The sequence below is a fragment of the Polynucleobacter sp. JS-JIR-II-c23 genome, from assembly GCF_035011225.1.
GTDB lineage: Bacteria > Pseudomonadota > Gammaproteobacteria > Burkholderiales > Burkholderiaceae > Polynucleobacter.
The window spans coordinates 1,315,187-1,338,534 of record NZ_JAYGQT010000001.1 but is presented as its reverse complement, the minus strand read 5'-3'; the positions used below and the strand labels follow the sequence as shown (position 1 = coordinate 1,338,534).

Sequence of the window (23,348 nt, the reverse complement as noted above, 5' to 3'; positions counted from 1 at the left end):
CTTATTTCCTCTTTTGATACTGGGTGGAACCAAATAACTGCTCTCTAGCCTTGTCATCGTGCAAGGGTTTGCGTAATGCGGTTAATACTTCACAACCACGCTTCACTGCTGGTCGTGCCCCAATCTTTTCAAACCATTTTTTGAAATGCGGGTAATCATTGATTTCAATGCCTTGATTTTTCCAATTACGAGTCCATGGATAAATCGCAATATCAGCAATGGAATAAGTTTTGCCTGCAATATAAGGATTATCTTTCAGTTGACCATCCAATACTCCATAGATGCGTTTGGCTTCATTGGTGTAGCGATTAATGGCATATTCAATTTTCTCAGGTGCGTAGAGTCTGAAGTGGTGGTTTTGCCCAAGCATGGGGCCAAGACCACCCATTTGGAACATCAGCCATTGCAGCACCTCGTACTTACCGCGGGTGCTTTGGGGCAAGAATTTGCCAGTCTTGCCGGCTAAATAGAGAAGGATGGCGCCAGACTCAAATACATTGATTGGTTTTCCGTCCGGCCCATTAGGATCAACGATTGCTGGAATCTTATTGTTAGGGCTAATCTTGAGGAACTCAGGCGCAAATTGATCTCCAGCACCAATATCAATCGGATGAGCAATCCAGTCGCGACCTAGGCGGTAGCCGCATTCCTCAAGCATGATATGAACTTTGTGGCCATTTGGGGTTGGCCAACTATAGACATCAATCACCTGATTCGATTTTGGGGTTGCCATTTTTTCCTCTATAAATTTTGTAAGCGCTGTAACGCATTGGCGAGAGTTTGCTCTTGTTTTGCAAAACAAAAACGAATGACGCCAGACTCGGTGGGTTGTTCATAAAAAGCAGAAACTGGAATGGCGGCTACCCCAACTTCACTGGTGAGCCATTTGCAAAAATCAGCCTCATTCAATTTAGCTTGAGGGATGCCTAGCGCGGAGTAATCAGCGCATTGAAAATAACTACCGGGGCTAGGAAGCAATTTAAATCTGGTTTTACTTAACCCAGCCCTAAAGAAATCTCGCTTAGCTTGATAAAAGGCGGAAAGATTTAAATAATGTTTTTCATCTGCAAGATAAGTGGCTAAGCCATATTGCATAGGGGTATTAACGGCAAATACATTAAATTGATGTACCTTGCGGAACTCTTTTGTTAATAATGGCGGTGCGGCCACATAACCTACCTTCCAACCGGTGACGTGATAAGTCTTGCCAAAGCTAGAGACCAGAAAGCTCCTAGCTGCAAGCTCTGGATGAGAGGCGATGCTATAGTGCTGGGCTCCGTCATAGACCATATGTTCATAGACTTCATCACTCAAAATTAAGGCGGAAGTATCGCGAACTAAAGCTGCTAGGTGATCAAGATCTGATTTATCCCACACCATGCCAGTCGGATTATGCGGAGTGTTAATTAAAATGAGTCGCGTTTTAGGGTTGATAGCATTTGCTAATACACCCCATGGAATTTGATACGAAGCTACTTGTCCTGATTCATCACGTACGACCTGCAATGAAATGGCAATCGTTTTACCTCCAGCTAAATCTATTGCAGGTCGGTAGCAGTCAAAGGCGGGTTCGATGATGATGACTTCATCGCCAGGACCAACGCAAGACAGTATGGCTGTAAATATGGCCTGTGTACCACCCGCAGTAATCGTGATTTCAGTCTCAGCATCGTAGTGGTGGCTATATAAACTGCTGATCTTCTGACTAATGCCATGACGAAGTTCTGCAACTCCAGCCATAGGGGGGTATTGATTGTGATCTGCCAACATGGCGGCATTCACATCAGCAATGAGTTTTCTGTCGCATGGAAAGTCCGGAAAACCTTGCCCAAGATTAATCGCCTGATGCTCTGCGGCCAGGGAGGACATCACCGTAAAGATGGTGGTTCCAACTTTTGGTAGGCGACTTGGAAAAGAGGGGGTCTCTAGCGGGTTCATGAGGGTGGGGGCGGTGATCGGTCTTTTAATGCGGATATATCCGGTAGTCGCTAGAATGGTAAAAATACATTAACAAATTGTGCCATGCTGATCGTTCTTTCACCTGCTAAATCCTTGGATTACAAGACCCCCGCCAAGGTCAAGGCACCTACCTTGCCCGAGTTTGTCTCAGAATCAGCCAAACTCATTGCCGATCTTAAGAAGCTAGCACCGCAAGACATTGCCAAATTGATGGGTTTATCCGATCAGCTGGCCATTCTGAATGTCGGTCGCTATCGGGATTGGTCCAAGAAATTCACAGAAGAAAACAGTAAGCCGGCGATCTATGCCTTTGATGGGGATGTCTATGATGGTTTTGACGTTAAAACGCTGAATGCCAAAGCGGTAGAGTTTGCCCAAGATCACATCCGAATTTTGTCCGGCCTTTATGGTGCGCTCAAGCCTCTGGATTTGATGCAGCCTTATCGCTTAGAAATGGGCACCTCATTCAAAAACGCCAGAGGTAAGGATCTTTATGCATTTTGGGGGAGTCGCGTAACCGATTCCATCAAGAAGGTTCTAGAAAAGCAAAAGAAGCCAGTCCTGCTGAACCTGGCTTCAGAAGAGTATTTCAAGGTACTCCAACCTAAAGAATTGGATTGCCAGGTCATTTCCCCGGTGTTTCAGGATGCTAAGGATGGCAAGTACAAGATTATTTCTTTTTATGCCAAACGAGCCCGCGGCTTGATGGCTCGCTATGTGGTTGAGAATCGCATTACTGATCCCGCTGATTTAAAGGGCTTTAATTTAGATGGTTACAAGTACTATGCCGCTGAATCAAAAGTAGATAAGCCTGTATTTAGAAGGGCAGAAAGAAAATAATGGCCGTGCATCGCACTAAAGCATCGCAACGGAATTCTCCAGAAGTGGAGAAGATGGTAGCTGACGCTATTTCTTTGGCCGCATCTGGCAGTCACATCGAGGATCGCTTTTGGGAAGAACGTCTGAACGTGCGCTTAATGCGCTTGCTCAAAAGTCAAAATCAAAACGTGATTGATGCCGCTCTAGATCAAACCTTTCGTATTAATACGGTAGCCTTTGAAGTGCTTGCCGATATTGCGGAAACATTGGCTGAGTCATTGAAGGTTGAGCATGAAGGGCAGGAGTGGGATGTGCTGTTACTAGCAATGCCTATCGTTGCTCATACTCGTTATCAGATTCCATCCGGCCCATTGCCTGTCAATATCATTGAGTCAACTGCTCAGGCTTTACAAAGCGCCATCGCTTCAACGGATGCGCGCATAGCCATCGTTCCATGGCTTTACAGCATTGATCAAATGCCGCATTCGCATTGTCAAACGCGCATACTGACTGAAGCATTGGCAACTGCTGCGATCTCTGGAAAAGACGCCAAGCTAGAGCTGCGCGATATGTCGGAAACCATTGCCGTATTGGCAGACCCACGCTTCATTATTGCTGCCTTAAGTGCACCGAGTGGCTCCCCCATTTTCCGTTGGCAGGCTGAGCCACCGGCTCGCCAAGAGCGGGGCGTGAGTTTGATTGGTTGGCAAACTGCAATGCAGGAGCCAATTGCATCTCTACTCCCTGGTTGTGAGTTTGAGCTGCTCTTACCAGAGGCGTATTTCACAAACTGCCGTTTGGCTGATAAGCATGTCCGACCTTTAAGTATTCGCGCAGCAGTCAATTTTTTAGAGAGCACTCTCGGGATACTGCCAGCCGGCCTATCTTGTGTGGTCGGCGCCTTTGGAGAAGAGCAGGCAGATGAGTATCGAATATCGTTCAGTGTAAAAGGTTCATCCGATGTAATGTATGGGGTGATCTGGCCACTGTATGACAGAGAAAGCGTGGCAAACGACGCTTTAAACGACCTGTCAGATGATGAGAGTCCCATTAAGAAGATTTGTGATGCCTTGCATGACGCAGGAGTAGAGGATGTATTCCGACATGCAATGCTGTTTGATCCAGAGCTTTGTGATGACTGTGGTGCACCTTTATTCCCAGATCGCTCAGGCGAGGCAGTGCATGCTGAAATGCCAGACGATGCACCATCACAGCAACCTTTGTTTCACTAGGTAAAACAAAGAAGCAAAACAAAGAAGCAAAAGAAAAATATATCAATGAAGCAAAAGAAACGCTAAGCAATAAAAAAGCCGAGATGTCTCGGCTTTTTTATTTGATGCAGTGTGAGAAATTAATTCTGCACAAAAGGTTCCGCGCCAGCAAACAAGTGAGGCAACTTACCAGATTTCATATCTGCTGTTTGGCAGAAATCCGCAAGACGTACACCTGCTTTAATGTTGAATAACATTGCTTTGTTACCCAACACCACTAGGTCGAAACCAGAGTTGGTATTTTTGTAGCGAAGACTGCCCGGCAATGAAGTTTGGCGATCCAAATCATACGTTTTGGATTCCCAAGTTAAGCGGATCTTTTCAGTTGAGCCAGCAGTTTTGAACTGCTTGCTTTCTTGACAGGTCCAAGTAAATGCTTCTTCATCAGCGAATGCATTTGCAGCGCCTAAAGCGCTAGCAAGCACAAGGCTAATGGCGAGAAGGTTTTTCTTCATCTAGTTTTCCTTATGAGAGCAAGTGCTTAACGCCAGCCTGCTCTTCGAGTAATTCATTCAGGGTGTGGGTCATGCGCTCACGGGAGAATGCATCGATCTCTAAACCTTCGATCATTTTGTATTCGCCGTTTTCGCAAACTACTGGGAAGCCATAAATCACTTCAGCAGGAATATCGTATTCGCCTTTAGAAGGAATACCCATGGTTACCCACTTACCGTTAGTGCCGAGAACCCAATCATGAATATGATCAATCGCCGCATTGGCTGCAGAAGCTGCAGAAGACAGGCCACGCGCTTCAATGATGGCTGCACCACGCTTACCAACCGTAGGAATAAATACATCTTTATTCCATGCTGCATCGTTGATAGAGTCTTTTACTGACTTGCCATCGATAGTTGCAAAGCGATAGTCTGGGTACATTGTTGGGCTGTGGTTACCCCATACAACCAATTTCTCAATGTCAGCAACTGGCTTGTTCAACTTGCTAGCCAATTGTGAGAGGGCGCGGTTGTGATCAAGGCGTAACATCGCTGTGAAATTCTTCGCAGGAATATCTGGAGCAGATTTCATGGCGATGTACGCATTGGTATTTGCTGGATTACCAACAACCAATACTTTTACAGTCTTCTTAGCAACTGCATTTAATGCTTTGCCTTGAGCTGTGAAAATTTGTGCGTTAGCGGAGAGCAAGTCTTTACGCTCCATGCCAGGACCACGTGGACGTGCGCCAACTAAAAGGGCAACGTCGATATCTTTAAAAGCGGTCATGGGGTCAGAGTGCGCTGACATACCTGCCAATAGCGGGAATGCACAGTCTTCCAACTCCATCATGACGCCAGTTAAGGCTTTTTGAGCTTTTTCATCAGGAATCTCAAGCAATTGCAGGATGACGGGCTGATCTTTTCCCAGCAGGTCGCCATTGGCGATGCGGAATAGAAGGGAATATCCGATTTGACCGGCTGCACCGGTTACAGCGACACGCATTGGGGCTTTTGCCATTACTGAGAACTCCAAAGGAAGGTTAATTGGGTTAAATAAAGAAAACTTTTCTATTATCCATTCAAGTGTAGGGACTTTAGCTTTACACTGTCAATGATGTCTTATATAAGACTAGAATTACCCTGAATTTTATCCAATTGACACGGCCTGGAGTTAATTTGTCTGACGTGAATTTGCCTGTTGCCTCATTTAGCCCTCTGTACGAGCAGATCAAGGCGATGATTTTGGCTAGTTTGCAAGCCGCGGAATGGCTTCCGGGGATGGCTATTCCCAGTGAAATGGAGCTTGCCGCCCGTTATGCCGTGAGTCAAGGCACTGTCCGCAAAGCCATTGATGAGCTGGCCGCCCAAAATTTACTGGTTCGCCGCCAAGGGAAGGGCACCTTTGTCGCCACCCACCAAGAAGACGACTGGCAGTATCGTTTTTTACGCTTAGCCCCGGATTCTGGTGAGAAATTTCACCTAACCAACCAATTTTTGACCTGTGAAAAGACTAAAGCTAGCGCTTACGTGGCCGAATTGCTTAAATTAAAGGCAGGCGACCCCATTATTCACATTGACCGAATTCAGAGTTTTGCGGGTAAACCCATTGTTTTTGAAGAGATATTTCTACCTGGCTCTCGTTTTAAGGGTTTAGACCTTGAGGTCCTTAATGCTTGGCATGGTCCCATGTATGCCTTTTATGAGGGGCAATATGCCACTCATATGGTGCGGGCGGAAGAAAAAATTAAGGCTGTAGCTGCTGATGAAATGCTGGCAAAACACCTTCATCTGGAGGAGGGCGCGCCACTCCTTTCTGTAGAGCGGGTGGCTTTCACCTACGGGAATAAACCAGTAGAAATTCGTCACGCTAGATACGACACTTCAGAGCAGCATTACGAAAACAAATTGAACTAAGTGTGTTGATGAAAATATCCGTTAAAACCCCTATTAAACCCCTATAAACCCGTAAAAATCCCCACCAGCCTTAAGGTTTCCAATAGAATATGTTGCGATACAACAAAACCACAATGAACCTCCACCTAAAGATAGAGATTACCCATGGTTGATTCACAGCAAAATGTAAAAAAAGATAGACCGGTTTACCGAAATATTGGTCTTGCCCAGTTGATTAAATACCGCCTTCCTTGGGCCGGCAAAGTCTCCATTCTTCATCGTATTAGCGGGGCAGCGATGTTCCTCTTGTTGCCATTTATTTTGTATCTCTTCGATCAGAGCCTTGCGTCTGAGCTGAGCTACCAAAAATTCCAAGCTTTCACCGGCAACATTTTGGTCAAGATTATTTGCCTCGGCTTGATCTGGTCTTTCTTGCACCACTTCTGTGCTGGTATTCGCTACCTTTTGCTCGATTTAGAAATCGGCGTTGAGAAGTCTGAAGCAAATCGTTCGGCCATTTTTGTTTTGTTCCTCGGCTTGGCTTTGACTGCTGTAGTGGGTCTCAAATTATTCGGCGTGTACTAAGCGCACATCATTTAAGGAAATTTCATGCCTATTTATCAAATTGGACCAAAGCGCTTAGTTGTAGGCGCGCACTACGGCCTAAAAGAGTGGATCATTCAGCGCGTTACTGCGATTGTGATGGTGGTGTTTACGATTGTTTTGTTGGTGGACTATTGCATCACTGGTAGCGCTACTTATGAAGGTTGGTCTGCTTTATTTAGCAACCAATTGATGAAGTTATTGACGCTCCTAGCATTCATCAGCTTGTTCTATCACGCTTGGATTGGTATCCGCGATATCTGGATGGATTACATCAAGCCGGTCAGTATTCGGTTAACACTTCAAGTGTTAACCGTTCTGTATCTCGTAGCCTGTGCGGCCTACGCCGTTCAAATTTTGTGGAAAGTGTAATTCGATGACTGCAATTAAAAAATCATTGCCACGCCGCCGTTTTGATGCGGTGATCATTGGGGCAGGTGGTTCCGGTATGCGCGCATCATTGCAGTTGGCTGAAGCCGGCTTGAATGTTGCTGTGCTAACTAAGGTATTTCCAACACGTTCACATACAGTTGCTGCCCAAGGTGGTATCGGTGCCTCATTAGGCAATATGAGTGAAGACAATTGGCACTATCATTTCTATGACACCATCAAGGGATCTGACTGGTTAGGTGACCAAGACGTGATCGAGTTCATGTGTCGCGAAGCTCCAAAAGTCGTTTATGAGTTGGAGCACTTCGGCATGCCATTTGACCGTAACCCAGATGGCACGATTTATCAGCGTCCATTCGGTGGCCACACAGCAAATTACGGCGAGAAGCCTGTGCAACGTGCTTGTGCTGCTGCTGACCGTACTGGTCATGCCATGTTGCATACCTTGTATCAACGTAACGTGCGCGCTAAAACAAACTTCTTTGTTGAGTGGTTAGCGCTCGATTTGATTCGTGATGATGCAGGTGATGTTGTTGGTGTTACTGCTCTCGAAATGGAAACAGGCCAGGTTTATATCTTGGAAGCCAAGATTGTGATGTTGGCAACTGGTGGTGCGGGCCGTATTTGGGATGCATCAACAAACGCCTTTATTAATACCGGCGATGGTATGGGCCTAGCAGCTCGCGCAGGTATTCCATTGGAAGATATGGAATTCTGGCAATTCCACCCAACTGGCGTAGCTGGTGCAGGCGTGTTGTTGACAGAAGGTTGCCGCGGTGAAGGCGGTATCTTGCGTAATAAAGATGGCGAGCGTTTCATGGAGCGTTATGCGCCAACCTATAAAGATTTGGCCCCACGCGATTTCGTATCCCGCTGCATGGACCAGGAAATTAAAGAAGGGCGCGGTTGCGGTCCTAACGGTGACTATGTTGTGCTCGATCTGACACACATTGGCGCCGAGACCATCATGAAGCGTTTGCCTTCTGTTTATGAGATTGGTATTAACTTTGCGAACGTTGATGTCACTAAAGAGCCAATTCCAGTAGTGCCTACGATTCACTATCAGATGGGCGGCATTCCAACGAACATCAATGGTCAAGTGGTTGTTCCAGCAAATGGCATCCACAATGAAATCGTTAATGGTTTGTATGCGATTGGTGAGTGTTCATGCGTATCCGTGCACGGTGCGAACCGTCTAGGCACTAACTCATTACTCGATCTCTTGGTATTCGGTCGTGCAGCAGGTAACCACATTGTTGGCCTAGATCTGAAAAGTCGCGAGTTCAAGCCGTTACCTGCGAATGCTGGTGAGCAAACATTGGAGCGTATTGCGCAGTTGGATAACTCAACTTCAGGCGAGTACGCGCAAGACGTTGCAAACGATATTCGTAAGTGCATGCAGAAATATGCTGGTGTGTTCCGTAATCAAGAGTTGATGGATGAAGGCGTTCGTCAAATGGCTAAATTGACAGAGCGCGCTAAGCACTTATGGGTTAAAGATAAATCCGAGATTTTCAATACAGCACGTATTGAGGCTTTGGAAGTGGCTAACTTAGTCGAGACTGCAAACGCAACCATGATTTCTGCTGCAGCTCGCAAAGAGAGTCGTGGTGCACATTCGCATGATGACCACCAAGAGCGCGATGATGAGAATTGGATGAAGCACACCCTTTGGTACAGTGAAGGAAATAAGCTTTCTTACAAGCCAGTTGTCTTGAAGCCTCTCACTGTTGAGTCCTTCCCTCCTAAAGAACGTACTTTCTAAGCAAAAGAGATAGAAGATGAGTGATATCCGTATATTCGAAATTTACCGCTACGATCCAGATGTCGATGCTGCTCCACGCATGCAACGTTATGAGTTAGAGCTCACTGGTGAGCGTATGTTGTTGGACGCTTTGATTTCTTTGAAGAAGCAAGACGAAACAATTTCTTATCGTCGTTCATGCCGTGAAGGTGTGTGCGGTTCAGATGCTATGAACATCAACGGTAAAAATGGTTTGGCTTGTCTGACTAATATGTTGACTTTGCCTAAGGTCATTACATTGCGCCCATTGCCTGGCTTGCCAGTCGTGCGAGATTTGATCGTCGACATGACGTTGTTCTTCAAGCAGTATTTGTCAATCAAGCCTTACTTGGTAAATGACAATCCTCCTCCTGAAAAAGAGCGTCTCCAGAGTCCTGAAGAGCGTGAAGAGTTGAATGGCTTGTATGAGTGCATCTTGTGCGCATCATGCTCAACTTCATGCCCATCTTTCTGGTGGAATCCAGACAAGTTCGTTGGCCCAGCTGGTTTATTGCAGGCTTATCGCTTTATTGCGGATAGCCGTGATGAAGATACCAATCAGCGCTTGGATAATTTGGAAGACCCATACCGCTTGTTCCGTTGCCACACCATCATGAATTGCGTGGATGTATGTCCTAAGCACTTGAATCCAACGAAGGCAATTGGCAAGATCAAGGAGTTGATGGTTCGTAGGGCAGTATGACCCTCGGCAATGCAGATTTATATCGTTTAAAGAGTGATGCTCGTAGGGGCTTGCTAGAGAACGATTTAATTCTGCAGCGTTTCTTTGAGCGTTACGGCACTCAATTAAGCGTAGAAGATGGAAAAGTTTTAAGCCAGTTATTAGCTTTAGATGACAACGACTTGATGGATTTATTGATTGGTCGTAAAGATTCTGTAGCCAGCCTGGAGAAAGAGATGCAAACAGACTCTTTCAAGATGGTTTTACAAAGGCTGAGAGAGAAGTAATTCAGTATTTTGGTGCAGTAGTTGTATAGGTGCATGAGCGAATAGTGTATTAATCATATTTTTGAATGACTAAGGATTAGAAATGATTGAATCGGACATCAAAGCAAAACTCTCGTTTTCGGATGGAACACCAGATATTGATCTGCCAATTTATAAAGGGACAGTTGGTCCTGATGTAATCGACATTCGTAAGCTCTATGGTCAGACTGGTAAGTTCACTTACGATTCAGGCTTCTTATCTACTGCGTCATGTAATAGCAAAATTACTTACATCGATGGCGATAAGGGTGAGTTGCTCTATCGCGGCTACCCAATTGAAGATTTAGCTAATAACTGTGACTTCTTGGAAGTTTGCTACCTCTTGATCAATGGCGACTTGCCAAATGCCGCTGAGAAAAAAGACTTTGAAGAAATGGTCATGCACCACACGATGGTTCATGAGCAAATGCAATTCTTCTTGCGTGGTTTCCGTCGCGATGCGCATCCAATGTCGGTATTGACTGGCTTGGTTGGCGCAATGGCCGCTTTTTACCATGATGCGATTGACTACAGCCAGCCTAAAGCCCGCGAAGTGGCGCAAATTCGTTTGATTGCGAAGATGCCAACTTTGGTTGCGATGGCTTATAAATATTCTGTAGGTCAACCATTTATCTATCCAGATAACTCTTTGTCATACACCGCTAACTTTATGCGCATGATGTTTGCAACACCATGTGAAGAGTACAAAGTAAACCCAGTATTGGTTCGTGCTTTGGATCGCATCTTCACATTGCATGCAGATCATGAGCAAAATGCTTCCACTTCAACTGTGCGTCTGTGTGGTTCATCAGGCACCAATCCTTTTGCAGCGATCTCTGCTGGTATTGCTTGCCTCTGGGGCCCAGCTCACGGTGGTGCAAACGAAGCCTGCTTACAGATGTTGAACGAGATTCAAGCGAATGGTGGCGTAGAAAAGATTCATGAATTCATCGCTCAAGTTAAAGACAAGAACTCAAGTGTTCGTTTGATGGGCTTTGGTCACCGCGTTTATAAAAACTTTGACCCACGTGCAAAGTTGATGCGTGAAACTTGCTACGAAGTATTGAATGAACTTGGTCTCCAAGATGATCCATTGTTCAAGTTGGCCATGACTCTTGAGAAGATTGCTTTAGAGGACGACTATTTTGTAAGCCGTAAGCTCTATCCAAACGTAGACTTCTACTCAGGCATCGTGCAACGTGCTTTAGGTATCCCAACAGAAATGTTCACCTGTATTTTTGCCTTGGCAAGAACAGTAGGTTGGATTGCTCAGTGGGAAGAAATGATTACTGATCCTGAATACAAAATTGGTCGTCCACGTCAGTTGTACGTAGGCGAAACAGCGCGCAAGGTTCCGAACATCTCAGTTCGTAAATAAGGTATTTAAGGTCTCTCATGTCTCGTACGCTTTATGACAAATTGTGGGATGACCACGTTGTTTACTCTGAAGAAGATGGCACAGCCACAATTTATATTGATCGTCAGTTGCTGCATGAGGTAACCAGTCCGCAGGCATTTGAAGGTTTGAATTTGGCTGGCCGTCCAGTTTGGCGTATCTCCGCCAATTTGGCGGTTTCTGATCACAACGTACCAACAACTGATCGCTCCGAAGGAATTACTGATCCGATATCCAAGTTGCAAGTAGATACTTTGGATCAAAACTGCGATGCCTTTGGAATTACCCAATACAAGATGAACGACACCCGCCAAGGGATTGTTCATGTCATCGGGCCAGAGCAGGGCGCAACTTTGCCTGGCATGACCGTAGTTTGCGGCGACTCTCATACCAGCACCCATGGCGCCTTTGGTGCTTTGGCATTTGGTATTGGCACTTCCGAAGTCGAGCACGTTTTGGCAACCCAAACTTTGCTCATGAAGAAGAGCAAAAATATGTTGGTACGCGTTGATGGCCGCTTGCAACCAGGCGCTACCGCTAAGGACATCGTTCTCGCAGTGATTGGCAAGATTGGTACTGCAGGTGGTACGGGTTACACCATTGAGTTTGCTGGCGAAGCAATTCGTAACCTTTCAATGGAAGGTCGTATGACTATCTGCAATATGGCGATTGAAGCTGGCGCTCGCGCTGGTTTAGTTGCTGTAGATGAAACTACGATTGAATATATTCAGGGTCGTCCATATGCGCCTAAGGGCCCGGCGATGTTGCAAGCTTTGCAATATTGGAGAACCTTGCATTCAGATCCTGATGCAAAGTTTGATGCCGTAGTTGAATTGCGTGCAGAAGAAATCGCTCCACAGGTTACCTGGGGCACTTCACCAGAAATGGTGCTGGCGATTAGCGAGCGTGTTCCTGATCCAGAAAAAGAGCGTGATCCAAACAAGCGTTCAGCAATGGAGCGTGCTTTGGAGTACATGAACCTCGTACCAAATACACCATTGAGCAGCATCTCTATAGATAAAGTATTTATCGGTTCATGCACTAACAGTCGCATTGAAGATATGCGTGCTGCTGCTAAGGTAGTGGATCGCTTAGGTAAAAAAGTTGCCGCCAATGTGAAGTTGGCATTGGTTGTTCCTGGTTCTGGTTTGGTAAAAGCCCAAGCAGAGCGCGAAGGTTTGGATCGTATATTCAAGGCTGCCGGCTTCGAGTGGCGTGAACCTGGATGTTCTATGTGCTTAGCGATGAATGCTGATCGCTTGGAGCCGGGAGAGCGTTGCGCCTCAACATCGAATCGCAACTTCGAAGGTCGTCAAGGCAATGGTGGTCGCACGCATTTGGTTAGCCCTGCAATGGCAGCTGCTGCAGCGATCGAAGGTCACTTTGTTGATGTACGTAAGATTTCATAAGGAAACTGATTAATGAAATTTTCTTCACTCTCTTTAATTTCTAGACTCGCAATTATTGGCGTCGCTGGAATGATTATTTCTGCATGTAGCAGCACCATGGAAGGTGTTGGTAAAGACTTACAGAACATGGGAACTTCCATGGGTGGATCAAGCACACAGCAAAACAATCAATCTCAAACCAAGGGTAAGGATGTTGTTGTTACCCCTGTGAAGTAAACATTTAGAGCAAATAGAGTAAAAGTCGAATCATGGAAAAATTTACGGTATACAAAGGTTTGGTTGCTCCGCTTAATCGCGAGAACGTGGATACCGATGCCATTATTCCGAAGCAGTTTCTAAAATCAATTAAGAAGACTGGCTTTGGGCAAAACCTGTTTGATGAATGGCGCTACCTCGATCATGGTGAGCCTGGTCAAGATTGCAGTACGCGTCCCATTAACCCAGACTTTGTTCTCAATCAGCCGCGCTACAAAGGTGCTGGCATTCTGTTGGCTCGTAAGAACTTTGGCTGCGGCAGTTCCCGTGAGCATGCACCCTGGGCCTTGGATCAATTTGGCTTTAGAGCGGTGATTGCACCTAGTTTTGCAGATATTTTCTACAACAACTGCTTCAAAAACGGTGTTTTGCCGATTGTTTTGACTGAAATGCAGGTTGACCATCTTTTTAACGAAACCCAAGCGTTTAACGGCTATCAATTAACAATCGATCTAGCAGCACAGCAGGTTATTGCCCCCGATGGCACTGCTTATAGCTTCGAAGTGGCCCCATTTAGAAAGTATTGCCTTCTTAACGGCTTAGACGATATTGGCCTAACCCTGCAACATGCAGATAAAATCAAGGCTTATGAAGCCGAGCGCATTCTAAAAATGCCTTGGCTTGCGACACAATTGCCGTAATTTCGTTGATTTAAAGGCCTTTCATGAAAATTGCAGTTCTACCGGGCGATGGTATCGGCCCGGAAATCGTTGCTCAAGCCGTTCGAGTGCTCCAAGCGCTTGGCCCAAAGTTTGATTTAGAAGAAGCCCCCGTAGGCGGAGCAGCTTATGACGTCGCTGGACATCCTTTGCCACCAGCCACCCTAGATCTTGCTAAAAAAGCGGATGCTATTTTGTTTGGTGCGGTAGGTGATTGGAAGTACGACACGCTTGCACGCGAACTGCGCCCCGAACAAGCCATCTTGGGTTTGCGTAAACACCTCGAGTTGTTTGCTAATTTCAGACCAGCAATTTGCTATCCAGAACTTACAGCTGCATCAAGTCTTAAGCCAGAAATCATTGGCGGCTTGGATATCTTGATTGTGCGTGAGCTCAATGGTGATATTTACTTTGGTCAGCCACGCGGTATTCGCACTTCAGAGTTGCCTTTGTTCAAGGGTGCGCGTGAAGGTTTCGACACCATGCATTACAGCGAGCCTGAAGTAGAGCGCATTGGACATGTTGCTTTTGAGGCAGCACGCAAGCGCGGTAAAAAAGTGTGCAGCGTAGACAAGGCAAACGTATTAGAGACTTCTCAGCTTTGGCGTGAAGTCATGATTCGGGTTTCTAAAGACTATCCAGATGTTGAGTTATCTCATATGTATGTGGATAACGCTGCGATGCAGTTGGTTAAAGCGCCTAAAGCATTTGATGTGGTGGTAACCGGCAATCTATTTGGCGACATTTTGTCAGATGAAGCCGCAATGTTGACCGGTTCAATCGGTATGTTGCCATCTGCCTCTTTAGATAAGAACAATAAGGGCTTATACGAGCCTAGCCATGGTTCTGCGCCGGATATCGCTGGTAAGGGTATCGCCAATCCATTGGCAACAATTTTGTCTGCAGCAATGATGTTGCGTTATTCATTAGGTATGCCTGCAGAAGCAGATCGCATTGAAAAGGCAGTGCAGAAAGTCTTAGCGCAAGGTTTAAGAACAGCAGACATTTATACCGAAGGCACGAAAAAAGTATCAACGGTTGAAATGGGCGATGCTGTAGTTGCAGCACTTGCGTAATAAATTAACTAGAAGCAAATCAAATACATTCATTAGATAGTTCATCATGGCAAATTCAAAAACACCTTTAGTTGGTTTAGTTGGCTGGCGCGGTATGGTTGGTAGCGTTCTCATGGAGAGAATGTTGGCTGAAAAAGACTTCGACCTGATCGAGCCTGTATTTTTTAGTACCAGCCAAGCGGGTGGTGTTGTGCCTTTGCTCAATGGTCAAAAAGTGACTAAGAGCGAAAGCACTTTGCAAGATGCGAATGACATCAAAGCATTGTCACGTTGCGACATCATCTTGACTTGCCAAGGTGGCGATTACACCAATGACATCTTCCCTAAGCTGCGTGCAGCAGGGTGGAATGGTCACTGGATTGATGCTGCTAGTGCATTGCGTATGAAGGATGACGCAGTATTGGTTTTAGATCCTGTTAATCGCCCGGTGATTGATAAGGCTTTGGCTGCTGGTGGGAAGAATTGGATCGGCGCTAATTGCACTGTGAGTTTGATGATGATGGCTATGGGTGGCTTGGTTAAGGCTGACATGGTTGAGTGGATTAGCGCGATGACTTATCAAGCAGCTTCTGGTGCTGGCGCTCAAAACATGCGCGAGCTATTGCTGCAGATGGGTGCTTTGCGTGACAGCGTTGCTACTGAGTTGGCTGATCCATCATCTTGGATTCTCGATATTGACCGCAAGGTTACTGAGACATTGCGCTCTTCTGAGTTCCCGAAAAAGAATTTCCGTAACACTGCTTTAGCGGGTAGCCTGATTCCATGGATCGACGTACCTGTTGAGAATGGTCAAACTAAAGAAGAATGGAAGGGTGGCGCTGAGTTCAATAAGATCTTAGGTCGACCTGCATTCCGCACACCTGGCAGCATTCCAATCGATGGTTTATGCGTTCGTGTAGGTGCGATGCGCTGCCATTCACAAGGTTTGACTGTGAAACTCAAAAAAGATATTCCACTGAAAGAGATTGAGGCAATCTTGGCCGCAGATAATCAGTGGGTCAAAGTGGTTCCAAATGATCGCGAAACTACTGAGCGTGATTTATCGCCTGCTGCTGTCAGCGGTACATTGACTGTACCTATTGGCCGTTTGCATAAGATGGCAATGGGCCCAGAGTATTTGGGGGCCTTTACTGTTGGCGACCAACTCTTGTGGGGTGCTGCTGAGCCATTGCGCCGCATGTTGCGCATTTTGCTTGAGAAGTAATTTCACTTTTATGTTTCGTATTGGTCAACTAGGCTTAAAGCTACTTTGTGTTGTTCTGCTTGGTTGGTCATCTATTGCTGGTGCGATTAGCTTAGGCGCTCCTCAACTTCAGTCACGCCCTGGTGAGCCACTCCGTGTTGAGATCCCAATTCGGGTTGGAATAGATGAGCAGGGTGCTTTATCTAGCCTGAATGTGAAAATGCCTAATAAGGCATCTTATGAGCGCTTAGGCATTTCACAAAAGATTCTTGACCTCAATCCGCAGGCAATGGTGTATCGCAATCGTCAAGAGCAACTGATGGTATTGGTAGAGACAGTCAATTCTGTACCGATGACCGATGATCCATTCTTAGATGTATTGGTTAATCTCAATTGGTCTAGCGGTAGCCTTACCAAGACATTCACATTGTTACTCGGTGATGTGCAGAAGATCACCGTAAAGCCGGGGCAGTCCTTATCTGAAATAGCTGCCATCATGGCGCCCCAATTGGATGGTGCTACCTTAGATCAAACCATGATGGCCCTGTATAAGGCCAATCCCGATGCGTTTGCTAGCGGTAGCATCAATCGCTTGGCCGCCGGAGCTGAGTTGTCCAAACCCAGTCAGGCGCTACTTCGTTCTATTAGTCCGGCAGAGGCAAATCAGTTCGTCGCAGATGCTAACGAACAGTGGCGCGCAGAGCATGGCGAAAAAGAAGCAGGCACCGCTAATGGAAAATCAGGTAATGCTAAAACAGGGGAAGTTGTTCCCAAGGATCGACTGAAGATTGGTTCAAGCGCTGATGGTAACGATCAAGAGCGTCGCTACACTGAAGAGTTGGTAGCTCAAGAGAAGGTCTTGGAGCAGACTAAAGCTCGGGTTGCTGAGTTAGAAAAGAATATCGCTGACTTACAGAGACTCCTAGATAAATCTAAGGAGAAGAAAGCAGTCGACAGCAATTTTGGCTTAGGTGGATTAGGCCCGGCCATTCTGGCTATTGGTCTGATTGGCTTAACCGGTTTATTGCTCTGGGGATTAGCCCGCAATGCGCGTCGCTCAGAGGCACCAAGCTTTCATGCTGATACACATCATGTTGCTAAAAATGAGAAACCTCCAGCCAGCTCTCATTTTGAAATGCCGGCTCGTGCAAAGGCATTGTTTGATGGCATAGATCTTGATCTTTCAAAGCCTGCAAAAGAGGTTCCCGCAACAATAGCTGCCCCAGTGTCAAATCCACTTGCAGATACTTTGCGCGTCAAATTGAATCTAGCACGTGCTTACATCACGATTGAAGATTTCTCTGCAGCTAAAAAGTCTTTGGATGAAGTGCTTCGTATCAGTAATTCTGTCGATCCAGCCATCACCATTGAAGCGCAGGGCTTGTTGGCAGAAATCTCGCATCGCAATACCTGAACCATGCGCATAGCCCTTGGCCTTCAGTATGACGGCAGCCCCTATTCAGGCTGGCAAACCCAAGTAAATCACAACACAGTACAAGATGAATTAGAAAAGGCCATTACAGCCTTTGTTGGTGAGCAGGCTTGTGCAGAACAGCCCATTCATACAATCACCGCAGGCAGAACCGATGCTGGTGTACATGCCTTAGGACAGGTTGTGCACTTTGATACCAATGTTGAGCGTGAAGACTTTTCATGGGTAAGGGGTGTGAACTCATTCTTGCCGCCATCGATTGTTATTAACTGGGCAAAGCCAGTTTCCGATCAGTTCAGTGCGCGCTTCTCTGCTTATGAGCGCGAATATATTTATGCCTTGCAAGCGGGGCCTTGTCGTTCGCCGATGTCGCACTCACGCGCAGGTTACTTACTGGTGCCCCCAAATCAATGGCTTGATGTAGAGGCTATGAAAAAATCAGCTGAGTGCTTGATTGGCGAACACGACTTCAGTTCTTTTCGCTCATCTGAGTGCCAAAGTAAAACACCGGTAAAAACGATTTACTCCATTGAGATTGTTTCTGATCAACCATGGCTGTATTTCCGAATTCGGGGAAATGCTTTTTTGCATCACATGATCCGCAATGTGGTCGGCTGTTTTTTGCAAATTGGTCAGGGTAGACAAAAGCCCGAGTGGATGGCCGAAGTCTTGGCTGCTAAGAATAGGCAAATCGCCGCTCCTACTTTTATGGCCGATGGCCTGTATTTGGCCAAAATCACTTATCCGGATGAATTTGCCATCCCCCAGCCTTGGTTGGAAAACTCTTGGCTGCCAGCTCAGGTTATTGGGAAGCAAAAGAAAGCGCAAGGGAAATAAAGGCCCTTGGCCTTATCATTCATTTATGGGCTTACTGACATATTCTCCGGACCGAACTAGGGTCAAAATCTGCGGTTTAAAGACTGCGGCTGACATCGATTCCGCAGTTTCTGCAGGGGTTGATGCGGTTGGCTTCGTCTTTTATCCGCCCAGTGTGCGTGCTGTGAGCCCTAATATCGCTGCGCAGCTCATTTCTAGGCTCCCAGCAGGGGTAGATGCCGTTGGACTAGTCGTCAATCCTACAGATGAAGAATTTGCCGCTATTCGGGCTGCTGCCTCAATCACCTTATGGCAGTTTCATGGGGATGAGACCCCAGAGCGCTGTGCCCAGCTTGCTGCAGGCGAGCCTTGGATGAAGGCTGCTCGTGTAGGAACTGGCTTCGCTTTTGACGATTTTTCCCTACAATATGGGGATGCAAATGCTTTTCTGCTGGATGCCCTGGTTGAGGGATACGGTGGCGGAGGCGTTCCTTTTGATTGGCAAGGGATTCCACAGACATGGGTAAGCGAAAACGCGCCTCGGGTCGTTTTGAGTGGTGGATTGAACACGCACAACGTGGGCGAGGCAGTTGCACGCCTGCATCCTTGCGCGGTTGACGTCAGTAGTGGCGTAGAAAGCAGCAGGGGTATTAAAGATCCTGCGCTCATGGCCCAATTTATTCAAGCAGTGCGCGCAGCGGATGCCAAAGCATCATCCCAATAATTTGCTGTAGATAAATCAAAAGAGGTAGCTATGTACGACAAGCCAGATGCACGAGGACACTTCGGTCCTTACGGCGGGGTGTTTGTTTCTGAGACATTGATGTTTGCCTTAGATGAGCTTAAAGAAGCTTATGCAAAGTATCAACACGATCCAAAATTCATTGAAGAGTTTCATTACGAGCTTAAACATTTTGTTGGTAGACCCTCTCCGGTTTATCACGCTAAGCGTTGGAGTGAAATGCTGGGTGGCGCACAAATTTATCTGAAGCGTGAAGATTTAAATCACACTGGTGCACACAAGATTAATAACGTGATTGGTCAAGCGATGTTGGCCAAGCGTATGGGTAAGCCTCGCATTATTGCTGAGACAGGAGCAGGGCAGCACGGTGTTGCTACAGCAACGATCTGCGCTCGCTTTGGCCTAGACTGCACGGTCTATCAAGGCTCTGTGGACGTAGCCCGTCAGGCGCAAAACGTATTCCGCATGAAACTACTTGGCGCTAAGGTAGTTCCAGTGGAGTCTGGTACCAAGACTTTGAAAGATGCGCTCAATGAAGCGATGCGCGATTGGGTTACCAATGTGGATAACACTTTCTACATCATCGGCACTGTCGCAGGACCACATCCTTATCCAATGATGGTGAGAGATTTTCAGAGTGTGATTGGTGAAGAGTGCAAAGTACAGATGCCAGAGATGACTGGTCGTCAGCCTGACTATGTTTTAGCCTGTGTTGGCGGCGGCTCTAATGCGATGGGCATTTTTTATCCTTATATTGATTTCCCGGAAGTGAAACTCGTTGGTGTTGAAGCTGCAGGTCATGGCTTGGGAAGTGGTTTGCATTCAGCGGCCTTGTGCGTTGGCACACCAGGTGTGTTGCACGGCAACCGTACTTATTTATTGCAAGACAAGAATGGCCAGATCTCTGAAACACATTCTGTTTCTGCTGGTATGGACTATCCCGGTGTTGGTCCTGAACATGCATGGTTAAAAGATTCTGGTCGCGCAGACTATGTGGCGATTACAGATGAAGAGGCGCTCCAAGCATTCCATGATTGCTGCCAGATTGAAGGCATCATTCCTGCGCTTGAGTCTTCTCATGCCATTGCCTATGCCTGTAAGCTTGCTAAGACCTTGCCTAAAGACAAGACGATATTGGTCAACCTCTCTGGTCGTGGTGATAAGGATATGCATACCGTTGCGCAGGCAACAGGTTCAGAAGGTTAAGAAAGAGTTATGTCAAAAATTACTGCGCTCTTCAAGGAGCTAAAAGCAACAGGTAAAAAAGGATTGATCCCTTTTATTACTGCTGGTGATCCAGATCCTAAACAAACCGTTGAACTCATGCATGCATTAGTTCGTGGCGGCTCAAGTGTGATTGAATTAGGTGTGCCATTTTCAGATCCAATGGCTGATGGCCCTGTCATTCAGAGATCATCGGAACGTGCGCTGATGCAAGGCGTCACTTTGCATAGCTGCTTAGAGATGGTGAAAGAATTCCGCAAGCAGGATGCTAATACGCCAGTTGTTTTGATGGGTTATGCAAACCCAGTTGAGCAAATGGGAGCAGAGCGTTTTGCAACCGAAGCGAAGGCTGCCGGTGTCGACGGTGTTCTCGTAGTAGATTACCCACCAGAAGAGTGCGTGGACTTTGCCGCTCGTATGCGCGTTGCCGGCATTGATCCGATCTTCTTATTAGCGCCTACTTCATCACATGCGCGCATTAAAGAGGCGGCCAAAATAGCTTCAGGTTATATCTATTACGTTTCCATGAGAGGGGTTACTGGTGCTTCTAACCTCAATACTCAGGATGTCGCCAGCATCATCCCAAAAATTCGTGAAGAGACGGATATTCCGATTGCTGTAGGCTTTGGTATTAGCGATGCAGCTAGCGCCAAGGCGGTATCGGTAAGTGCTGATGCAGTGGTAATTGGCAGCCGAATTATTCGCCTTTTAGAGGATGCGCCCCCTGGGCAGGCGGTACAATCACTGGAAACCTTCATTCGTGAGATACGCGACGCATTGGATAGCTAAAAACTAATGAGCTGGATAGATAAATTACTCCCACCCCAAATTCAACATACTGATCCTGCAAATCGCAAGTCAGTTCCGGAGGGATTGTGGGTCAAGTGCCCCAGTTGTGAAACTGTTCTGTACAGCACTGACATTGAAGCTAATTTATCGGTATGCCCAAAATGTAGTCATCACATGCGTATCGGAGCACGTCTGCGCTTAGACAGCTTGCTAGATGAAAAAGGCCGCTACGAAATCGGTGCTGATATCTATCCAATTGACCCGCTGAAATTTAAAGACTCAAAAAAATACCCAGATCGCATTAAAGAAGCGAATGATGCTTCTGGTGAATCTGAAGCCTTGATTGTCATGGGCGGCAAGATTGAAACTATTCCTGTAGTAGCTGCTTGTTTCGAATTCCAATATATGGGTGGCTCAATGGGCTCTGTAGTAGGCGAGCGTTTTGCCCGCGGAGTGCAAGAGGCAATTAATAAGAAGTGCGCCTTCATTTGCGTCACTGCTACTGGCGGTGCGCGTATGCAAGAAAGCTTGTTATCACTTTTCCAAATGGCCAAGACTAACTCGATGTTGACCTTGTTAGCTAAAAAAGGATTGCCTTATATCAGCGTGCTTACTGACCCGACGATGGGTGGTATTTCTGCCAGCTTTGCCTTCATGGGCGATGTAGTCATGGCTGAGCCAAAAGCCTTGATTGGATTTGCTGGTCCACGCGTGATTGAACAAACTGTTCGCGAAAAATTGCCTGAAGGATTCCAGAGATCTGAGTTCCTGATGCAAAAGGGCGGTATTGACATGATTGTTGATCGTCGTCAGATGCGCGGTGAAATCGCGCGTTTACTTGCTTTGTTACAAAAGCTTCCTGAGCCTGCTATCGCGGGTAGCGCAGTCGTTTAAGCGCTTGAGCTCAGCACACCAAGCCCCCATATTATTTCCTAGCCTAGAGGCTTGGCTTAGCCACCTCGAGACTGCTCACCCCGTTGGCATAGACATGGGGCTTGAGCGCATCAATCGCGTGAAGGCTGCATTAGATCTCCATTTTGATTGTCCAGTAATTACGGTTGCCGGTACGAATGGCAAAGGCTCGACCTGTGCATTTCTGGAGAGCATTCTGTTGGCTTCTGGTTATAGAGTCGGTTGCCATACCTCCCCACATTTACTCAAATTCAATGAGCGTGCGCGCATCAATGGCGAAGATGTCAAAGACAATCTTTTGCTTGAGCATTTTGCTGCTGTCGAAGAAGCTCGCGTGAGCCTAGTCGATGCACCGACCTTAACGTATTTTGAGTTCACCACTTTAGCCATCATGCATCTGTTTGCTAAATCCAATTTGGATGCGGTTGTCTTGGAAGTGGGTATGGGTGGTCGTTTGGATGCTGTCAACATCGTTGATGCTGATTGCGCAATTGTGACTAGTATCGATATCGATCATGCGGATTTTTTGGGTGGCACACGCGAAGCCATTGGCCTGGAAAAGGCGGGTATTTTCCGTCCAGGGCATATTGCGGTGTGCGGTGATCCTGTGCCGCCACAATCGCTGATTGATCATGCTGAAAAGTTGGGCTGCGATCTCTGGTTGCAAGGGCGTGACTACAACTTTCAAGGTGATAAACAGCAATGGGGTTGGGCAGGGCGCAAGAAGCGCTTTAGTGGGCTTGGGTACCCAGCGCTGCGGGGCGCCAATCAGATTCTGAATGCCTCGGCAGTAATAGCTGCCTTAATGGCCTTACATCAGCGTCTACCGGTGAGCGCCCAGGATATTCGCAATGGTTTTGCTTTGGTTGAACTACCAGGCCGATTCCAGGTTCTCCCGGGGCAGCCTACCGTAGTGTTAGATGTTGCTCATAACCCCCATGCTGCGGCTACCTTGGCTCAGGGGCTAGATAAGATGGGTTACCACCCCTACACCTATGCCATTTTTGGAGCTATGGCTGACAAGGACATTGAGGGGGTAATTAAACCCCTCTTAAACATCGTAGATTTCTGGTTTTGTACCGATTTACCAACCCCCAGAGCTGCCAGCGCTAAGGCCCTGGCCGAGAAGCTTGAATCTATGGGAGTAAAGCCAAAAAATGGGTCAGACGGGGGTATTGAATGCTTCCCAGAACCTGCTTTAGCGTATCAAAAAGCGCTATCTTTGGCGGGTGAGGGTGATAGAATTGTGACCTTCGGATCCTTCTATACCGTTGCAGGCGTAATGACTTACCGAAACAACCAGGCCCACTGAT

25 protein-coding genes are annotated in these 23,348 nt (G+C 46.8%); 21 read left to right on the top strand and 4 right to left on the bottom strand.

The window, feature by feature from the left end:
* Position 1: 1 nt before the first annotated feature.
* Positions 2-709 carry a glutathione binding-like protein gene (locus VC159_RS06855; protein WP_215360360.1) on the bottom strand — a complete coding sequence of 236 codons (708 nt, stop codon included), beginning with the start codon at positions 707-709 and terminating at the stop codon, positions 2-4.
* A 32-nt stretch (positions 710-741) separates the two neighbouring features.
* The gene (locus VC159_RS06850) at positions 742-1,938 is read right to left on the bottom strand and encodes a pyridoxal phosphate-dependent aminotransferase (protein ID WP_323473124.1); all 1,197 of its coding nucleotides are present in this window, start codon (positions 1,936-1,938) and stop codon (positions 742-744) included.
* 84 nt (positions 1,939-2,022) lie between these two features.
* Between VC159_RS06850 and yaaA the strand changes: the two genes are divergently transcribed.
* Positions 2,023-2,799 carry a peroxide stress protein YaaA gene (yaaA, locus tag VC159_RS06845; RefSeq protein ID WP_215359936.1) on the top strand — a complete coding sequence of 259 codons (777 nt, stop codon included), beginning with the start codon at positions 2,023-2,025 and terminating at the stop codon, positions 2,797-2,799.
* A complete protein-coding gene (locus VC159_RS06840) occupies positions 2,799-4,010 on the top strand; it encodes a DUF2863 family protein (protein WP_323473123.1) in 1,212 nt (403 codons plus the stop codon). Before yaaA ends, VC159_RS06840 begins: the two co-directional genes overlap by 1 nt.
* A 119-nt stretch (positions 4,011-4,129) precedes the next feature.
* Here VC159_RS06840 and VC159_RS06835 read toward each other — a convergent pair whose 3' ends face one another.
* Together VC159_RS06835 and VC159_RS06830 are read right to left on the bottom strand one after the other, a co-directional pair.
* The gene (locus VC159_RS06835) at positions 4,130-4,504 is read right to left on the bottom strand and encodes a hypothetical protein (RefSeq protein ID WP_323473122.1); all 375 of its coding nucleotides are present in this window, start codon (positions 4,502-4,504) and stop codon (positions 4,130-4,132) included.
* 10 nt (positions 4,505-4,514) lie between these two features.
* Positions 4,515-5,504 carry a malate dehydrogenase gene (locus VC159_RS06830; RefSeq protein ID WP_072582234.1) on the bottom strand — a complete coding sequence of 330 codons (990 nt, stop codon included), beginning with the start codon at positions 5,502-5,504 and terminating at the stop codon, positions 4,515-4,517.
* Positions 5,505-5,671: 167 nt separating this feature from the next.
* Here VC159_RS06830 and VC159_RS06825 point away from each other — a divergent pair, with 167 nt between their 5' ends.
* The 19 genes from VC159_RS06825 to folC all read left to right on the top strand — a co-directional run bounded on the left by VC159_RS06825 (position 5,672) and on the right by folC (position 23,347).
* Entirely contained in the window at positions 5,672-6,400 is a 729-nt protein-coding gene (locus VC159_RS06825; protein ID WP_323473571.1) for a GntR family transcriptional regulator, read from the top strand.
* Positions 6,401-6,544: 144 nt separating this feature from the next.
* Positions 6,545-6,964 (top strand): succinate dehydrogenase, cytochrome b556 subunit, encoded by a 420-nt coding sequence (gene sdhC, locus VC159_RS06820; RefSeq protein WP_215321900.1) that lies wholly within the window; start codon positions 6,545-6,547, stop codon positions 6,962-6,964.
* 24 nt (positions 6,965-6,988) lie between these two features.
* Positions 6,989-7,354: a succinate dehydrogenase, hydrophobic membrane anchor protein gene (gene sdhD, locus VC159_RS06815; protein ID WP_215363264.1), complete on the top strand. Its 366-nt coding sequence runs from the start codon at positions 6,989-6,991 to the stop codon at positions 7,352-7,354.
* Positions 7,355-7,358: 4 nt separating this feature from the next.
* Positions 7,359-9,137: a succinate dehydrogenase flavoprotein subunit gene (gene sdhA, locus VC159_RS06810; RefSeq protein ID WP_323473121.1), complete on the top strand. Its 1,779-nt coding sequence runs from the start codon at positions 7,359-7,361 to the stop codon at positions 9,135-9,137.
* Between the two features lie 16 nt (positions 9,138-9,153).
* Entirely contained in the window at positions 9,154-9,858 is a 705-nt protein-coding gene (locus VC159_RS06805) for a succinate dehydrogenase iron-sulfur subunit (RefSeq protein WP_215359943.1), read from the top strand.
* Positions 9,855-10,124 (top strand): succinate dehydrogenase assembly factor 2, encoded by a 270-nt coding sequence (locus VC159_RS06800; protein WP_323473120.1) that lies wholly within the window; start codon positions 9,855-9,857, stop codon positions 10,122-10,124. The genes VC159_RS06805 and VC159_RS06800 overlap by 4 nt, the downstream gene beginning before the upstream one ends.
* A gap of 82 nt (positions 10,125-10,206) precedes the next feature.
* Complete coding sequence (gene gltA, locus VC159_RS06795; protein WP_323473119.1) at positions 10,207-11,520, top strand: citrate synthase; 1,314 nt, start codon at positions 10,207-10,209, stop codon at positions 11,518-11,520.
* A gap of 17 nt (positions 11,521-11,537) precedes the next feature.
* The gene (gene leuC, locus VC159_RS06790; protein ID WP_323473118.1) at positions 11,538-12,947 is read left to right on the top strand and encodes a 3-isopropylmalate dehydratase large subunit; all 1,410 of its coding nucleotides are present in this window, start codon (positions 11,538-11,540) and stop codon (positions 12,945-12,947) included.
* Positions 12,948-12,959: 12 nt separating this feature from the next.
* The gene (locus tag VC159_RS06785; protein WP_323473117.1) at positions 12,960-13,163 is read left to right on the top strand and encodes a hypothetical protein; all 204 of its coding nucleotides are present in this window, start codon (positions 12,960-12,962) and stop codon (positions 13,161-13,163) included.
* A gap of 32 nt (positions 13,164-13,195) precedes the next feature.
* A complete protein-coding gene (gene leuD, locus VC159_RS06780) occupies positions 13,196-13,843 on the top strand; it encodes a 3-isopropylmalate dehydratase small subunit (RefSeq protein WP_215363275.1) in 648 nt (215 codons plus the stop codon).
* A 23-nt stretch (positions 13,844-13,866) separates the two neighbouring features.
* Complete coding sequence (leuB, locus tag VC159_RS06775) at positions 13,867-14,937, top strand: 3-isopropylmalate dehydrogenase (protein WP_323473116.1); 1,071 nt, start codon at positions 13,867-13,869, stop codon at positions 14,935-14,937.
* A gap of 46 nt (positions 14,938-14,983) precedes the next feature.
* Positions 14,984-16,141: an aspartate-semialdehyde dehydrogenase gene (asd, locus tag VC159_RS06770; protein ID WP_323473115.1), complete on the top strand. Its 1,158-nt coding sequence runs from the start codon at positions 14,984-14,986 to the stop codon at positions 16,139-16,141.
* A 10-nt stretch (positions 16,142-16,151) separates the two neighbouring features.
* Positions 16,152-17,534, top strand: a complete 1,383-nt coding sequence (locus VC159_RS06765) for a FimV/HubP family polar landmark protein (protein ID WP_323473114.1) — start codon at positions 16,152-16,154, stop codon at positions 17,532-17,534.
* A gap of 3 nt (positions 17,535-17,537) precedes the next feature.
* Positions 17,538-18,389: a tRNA pseudouridine(38-40) synthase TruA gene (gene truA, locus VC159_RS06760; protein WP_323473113.1), complete on the top strand. Its 852-nt coding sequence runs from the start codon at positions 17,538-17,540 to the stop codon at positions 18,387-18,389.
* Between the two features lie 25 nt (positions 18,390-18,414).
* Complete coding sequence (locus VC159_RS06755) at positions 18,415-19,092, top strand: phosphoribosylanthranilate isomerase (RefSeq protein WP_323473112.1); 678 nt, start codon at positions 18,415-18,417, stop codon at positions 19,090-19,092.
* Between the two features lie 30 nt (positions 19,093-19,122).
* Complete coding sequence (gene trpB, locus VC159_RS06750) at positions 19,123-20,316, top strand: tryptophan synthase subunit beta (protein ID WP_323473111.1); 1,194 nt, start codon at positions 19,123-19,125, stop codon at positions 20,314-20,316.
* Positions 20,317-20,325: 9 nt separating this feature from the next.
* Positions 20,326-21,123, top strand: coding sequence for a tryptophan synthase subunit alpha (gene trpA, locus VC159_RS06745; RefSeq protein ID WP_323473110.1), 798 nt, complete (start codon positions 20,326-20,328; stop codon positions 21,121-21,123).
* A 6-nt stretch (positions 21,124-21,129) separates the two neighbouring features.
* Positions 21,130-22,017 (top strand): acetyl-CoA carboxylase, carboxyltransferase subunit beta, encoded by an 888-nt coding sequence (gene accD, locus VC159_RS06740; RefSeq protein WP_216263040.1) that lies wholly within the window; start codon positions 21,130-21,132, stop codon positions 22,015-22,017.
* 4 nt (positions 22,018-22,021) lie between these two features.
* Positions 22,022-23,347: a bifunctional tetrahydrofolate synthase/dihydrofolate synthase gene (gene folC, locus VC159_RS06735; RefSeq protein WP_215359965.1), complete on the top strand. Its 1,326-nt coding sequence runs from the start codon at positions 22,022-22,024 to the stop codon at positions 23,345-23,347.
* Position 23,348 lies beyond the last annotated feature (1 nt).

Excerpts from the sequence above, each read along its gene's own strand:
- VC159_RS06850 (WP_323473124.1), bottom strand. The coding sequence starts at position 1,938 with ATGAACCCGCTAGAGACCCCCTCTTTTCCAAGTCGCCTACCAAAAGTT.
- yaaA (WP_215359936.1), top strand. The coding sequence starts at position 2,023 with ATGCTGATCGTTCTTTCACCTGCTAAATCCTTGGATTACAAGACCCCC.
- VC159_RS06840 (WP_323473123.1), top strand. The coding sequence starts at position 2,799 with ATGGCCGTGCATCGCACTAAAGCATCGCAACGGAATTCTCCAGAAGTG.
- VC159_RS06835 (WP_323473122.1), bottom strand. The coding sequence starts at position 4,504 with ATGAAGAAAAACCTTCTCGCCATTAGCCTTGTGCTTGCTAGCGCTTTA.
- VC159_RS06830 (WP_072582234.1), bottom strand. The coding sequence starts at position 5,504 with ATGGCAAAAGCCCCAATGCGTGTCGCTGTAACCGGTGCAGCCGGTCAA.
- sdhC (WP_215321900.1), top strand. The coding sequence starts at position 6,545 with ATGGTTGATTCACAGCAAAATGTAAAAAAAGATAGACCGGTTTACCGA.
- sdhD (WP_215363264.1), top strand. The coding sequence starts at position 6,989 with ATGCCTATTTATCAAATTGGACCAAAGCGCTTAGTTGTAGGCGCGCAC.
- sdhA (WP_323473121.1), top strand. The coding sequence starts at position 7,359 with ATGACTGCAATTAAAAAATCATTGCCACGCCGCCGTTTTGATGCGGTG.
- VC159_RS06805 (WP_215359943.1), top strand. The coding sequence starts at position 9,154 with ATGAGTGATATCCGTATATTCGAAATTTACCGCTACGATCCAGATGTC.
- VC159_RS06800 (WP_323473120.1), top strand. The coding sequence starts at position 9,855 with ATGACCCTCGGCAATGCAGATTTATATCGTTTAAAGAGTGATGCTCGT.
- gltA (WP_323473119.1), top strand. The coding sequence starts at position 10,207 with ATGATTGAATCGGACATCAAAGCAAAACTCTCGTTTTCGGATGGAACA.
- leuC (WP_323473118.1), top strand. The coding sequence starts at position 11,538 with ATGTCTCGTACGCTTTATGACAAATTGTGGGATGACCACGTTGTTTAC.
- VC159_RS06785 (WP_323473117.1), top strand. The coding sequence starts at position 12,960 with ATGAAATTTTCTTCACTCTCTTTAATTTCTAGACTCGCAATTATTGGC.
- leuD (WP_215363275.1), top strand. The coding sequence starts at position 13,196 with ATGGAAAAATTTACGGTATACAAAGGTTTGGTTGCTCCGCTTAATCGC.
- leuB (WP_323473116.1), top strand. The coding sequence starts at position 13,867 with ATGAAAATTGCAGTTCTACCGGGCGATGGTATCGGCCCGGAAATCGTT.
- asd (WP_323473115.1), top strand. The coding sequence starts at position 14,984 with ATGGCAAATTCAAAAACACCTTTAGTTGGTTTAGTTGGCTGGCGCGGT.
- VC159_RS06765 (WP_323473114.1), top strand. The coding sequence starts at position 16,152 with ATGTTTCGTATTGGTCAACTAGGCTTAAAGCTACTTTGTGTTGTTCTG.
- truA (WP_323473113.1), top strand. The coding sequence starts at position 17,538 with ATGCGCATAGCCCTTGGCCTTCAGTATGACGGCAGCCCCTATTCAGGC.
- VC159_RS06755 (WP_323473112.1), top strand. The coding sequence starts at position 18,415 with ATGGGCTTACTGACATATTCTCCGGACCGAACTAGGGTCAAAATCTGC.
- trpB (WP_323473111.1), top strand. The coding sequence starts at position 19,123 with ATGTACGACAAGCCAGATGCACGAGGACACTTCGGTCCTTACGGCGGG.
- trpA (WP_323473110.1), top strand. The coding sequence starts at position 20,326 with ATGTCAAAAATTACTGCGCTCTTCAAGGAGCTAAAAGCAACAGGTAAA.
- accD (WP_216263040.1), top strand. The coding sequence starts at position 21,130 with ATGAGCTGGATAGATAAATTACTCCCACCCCAAATTCAACATACTGAT.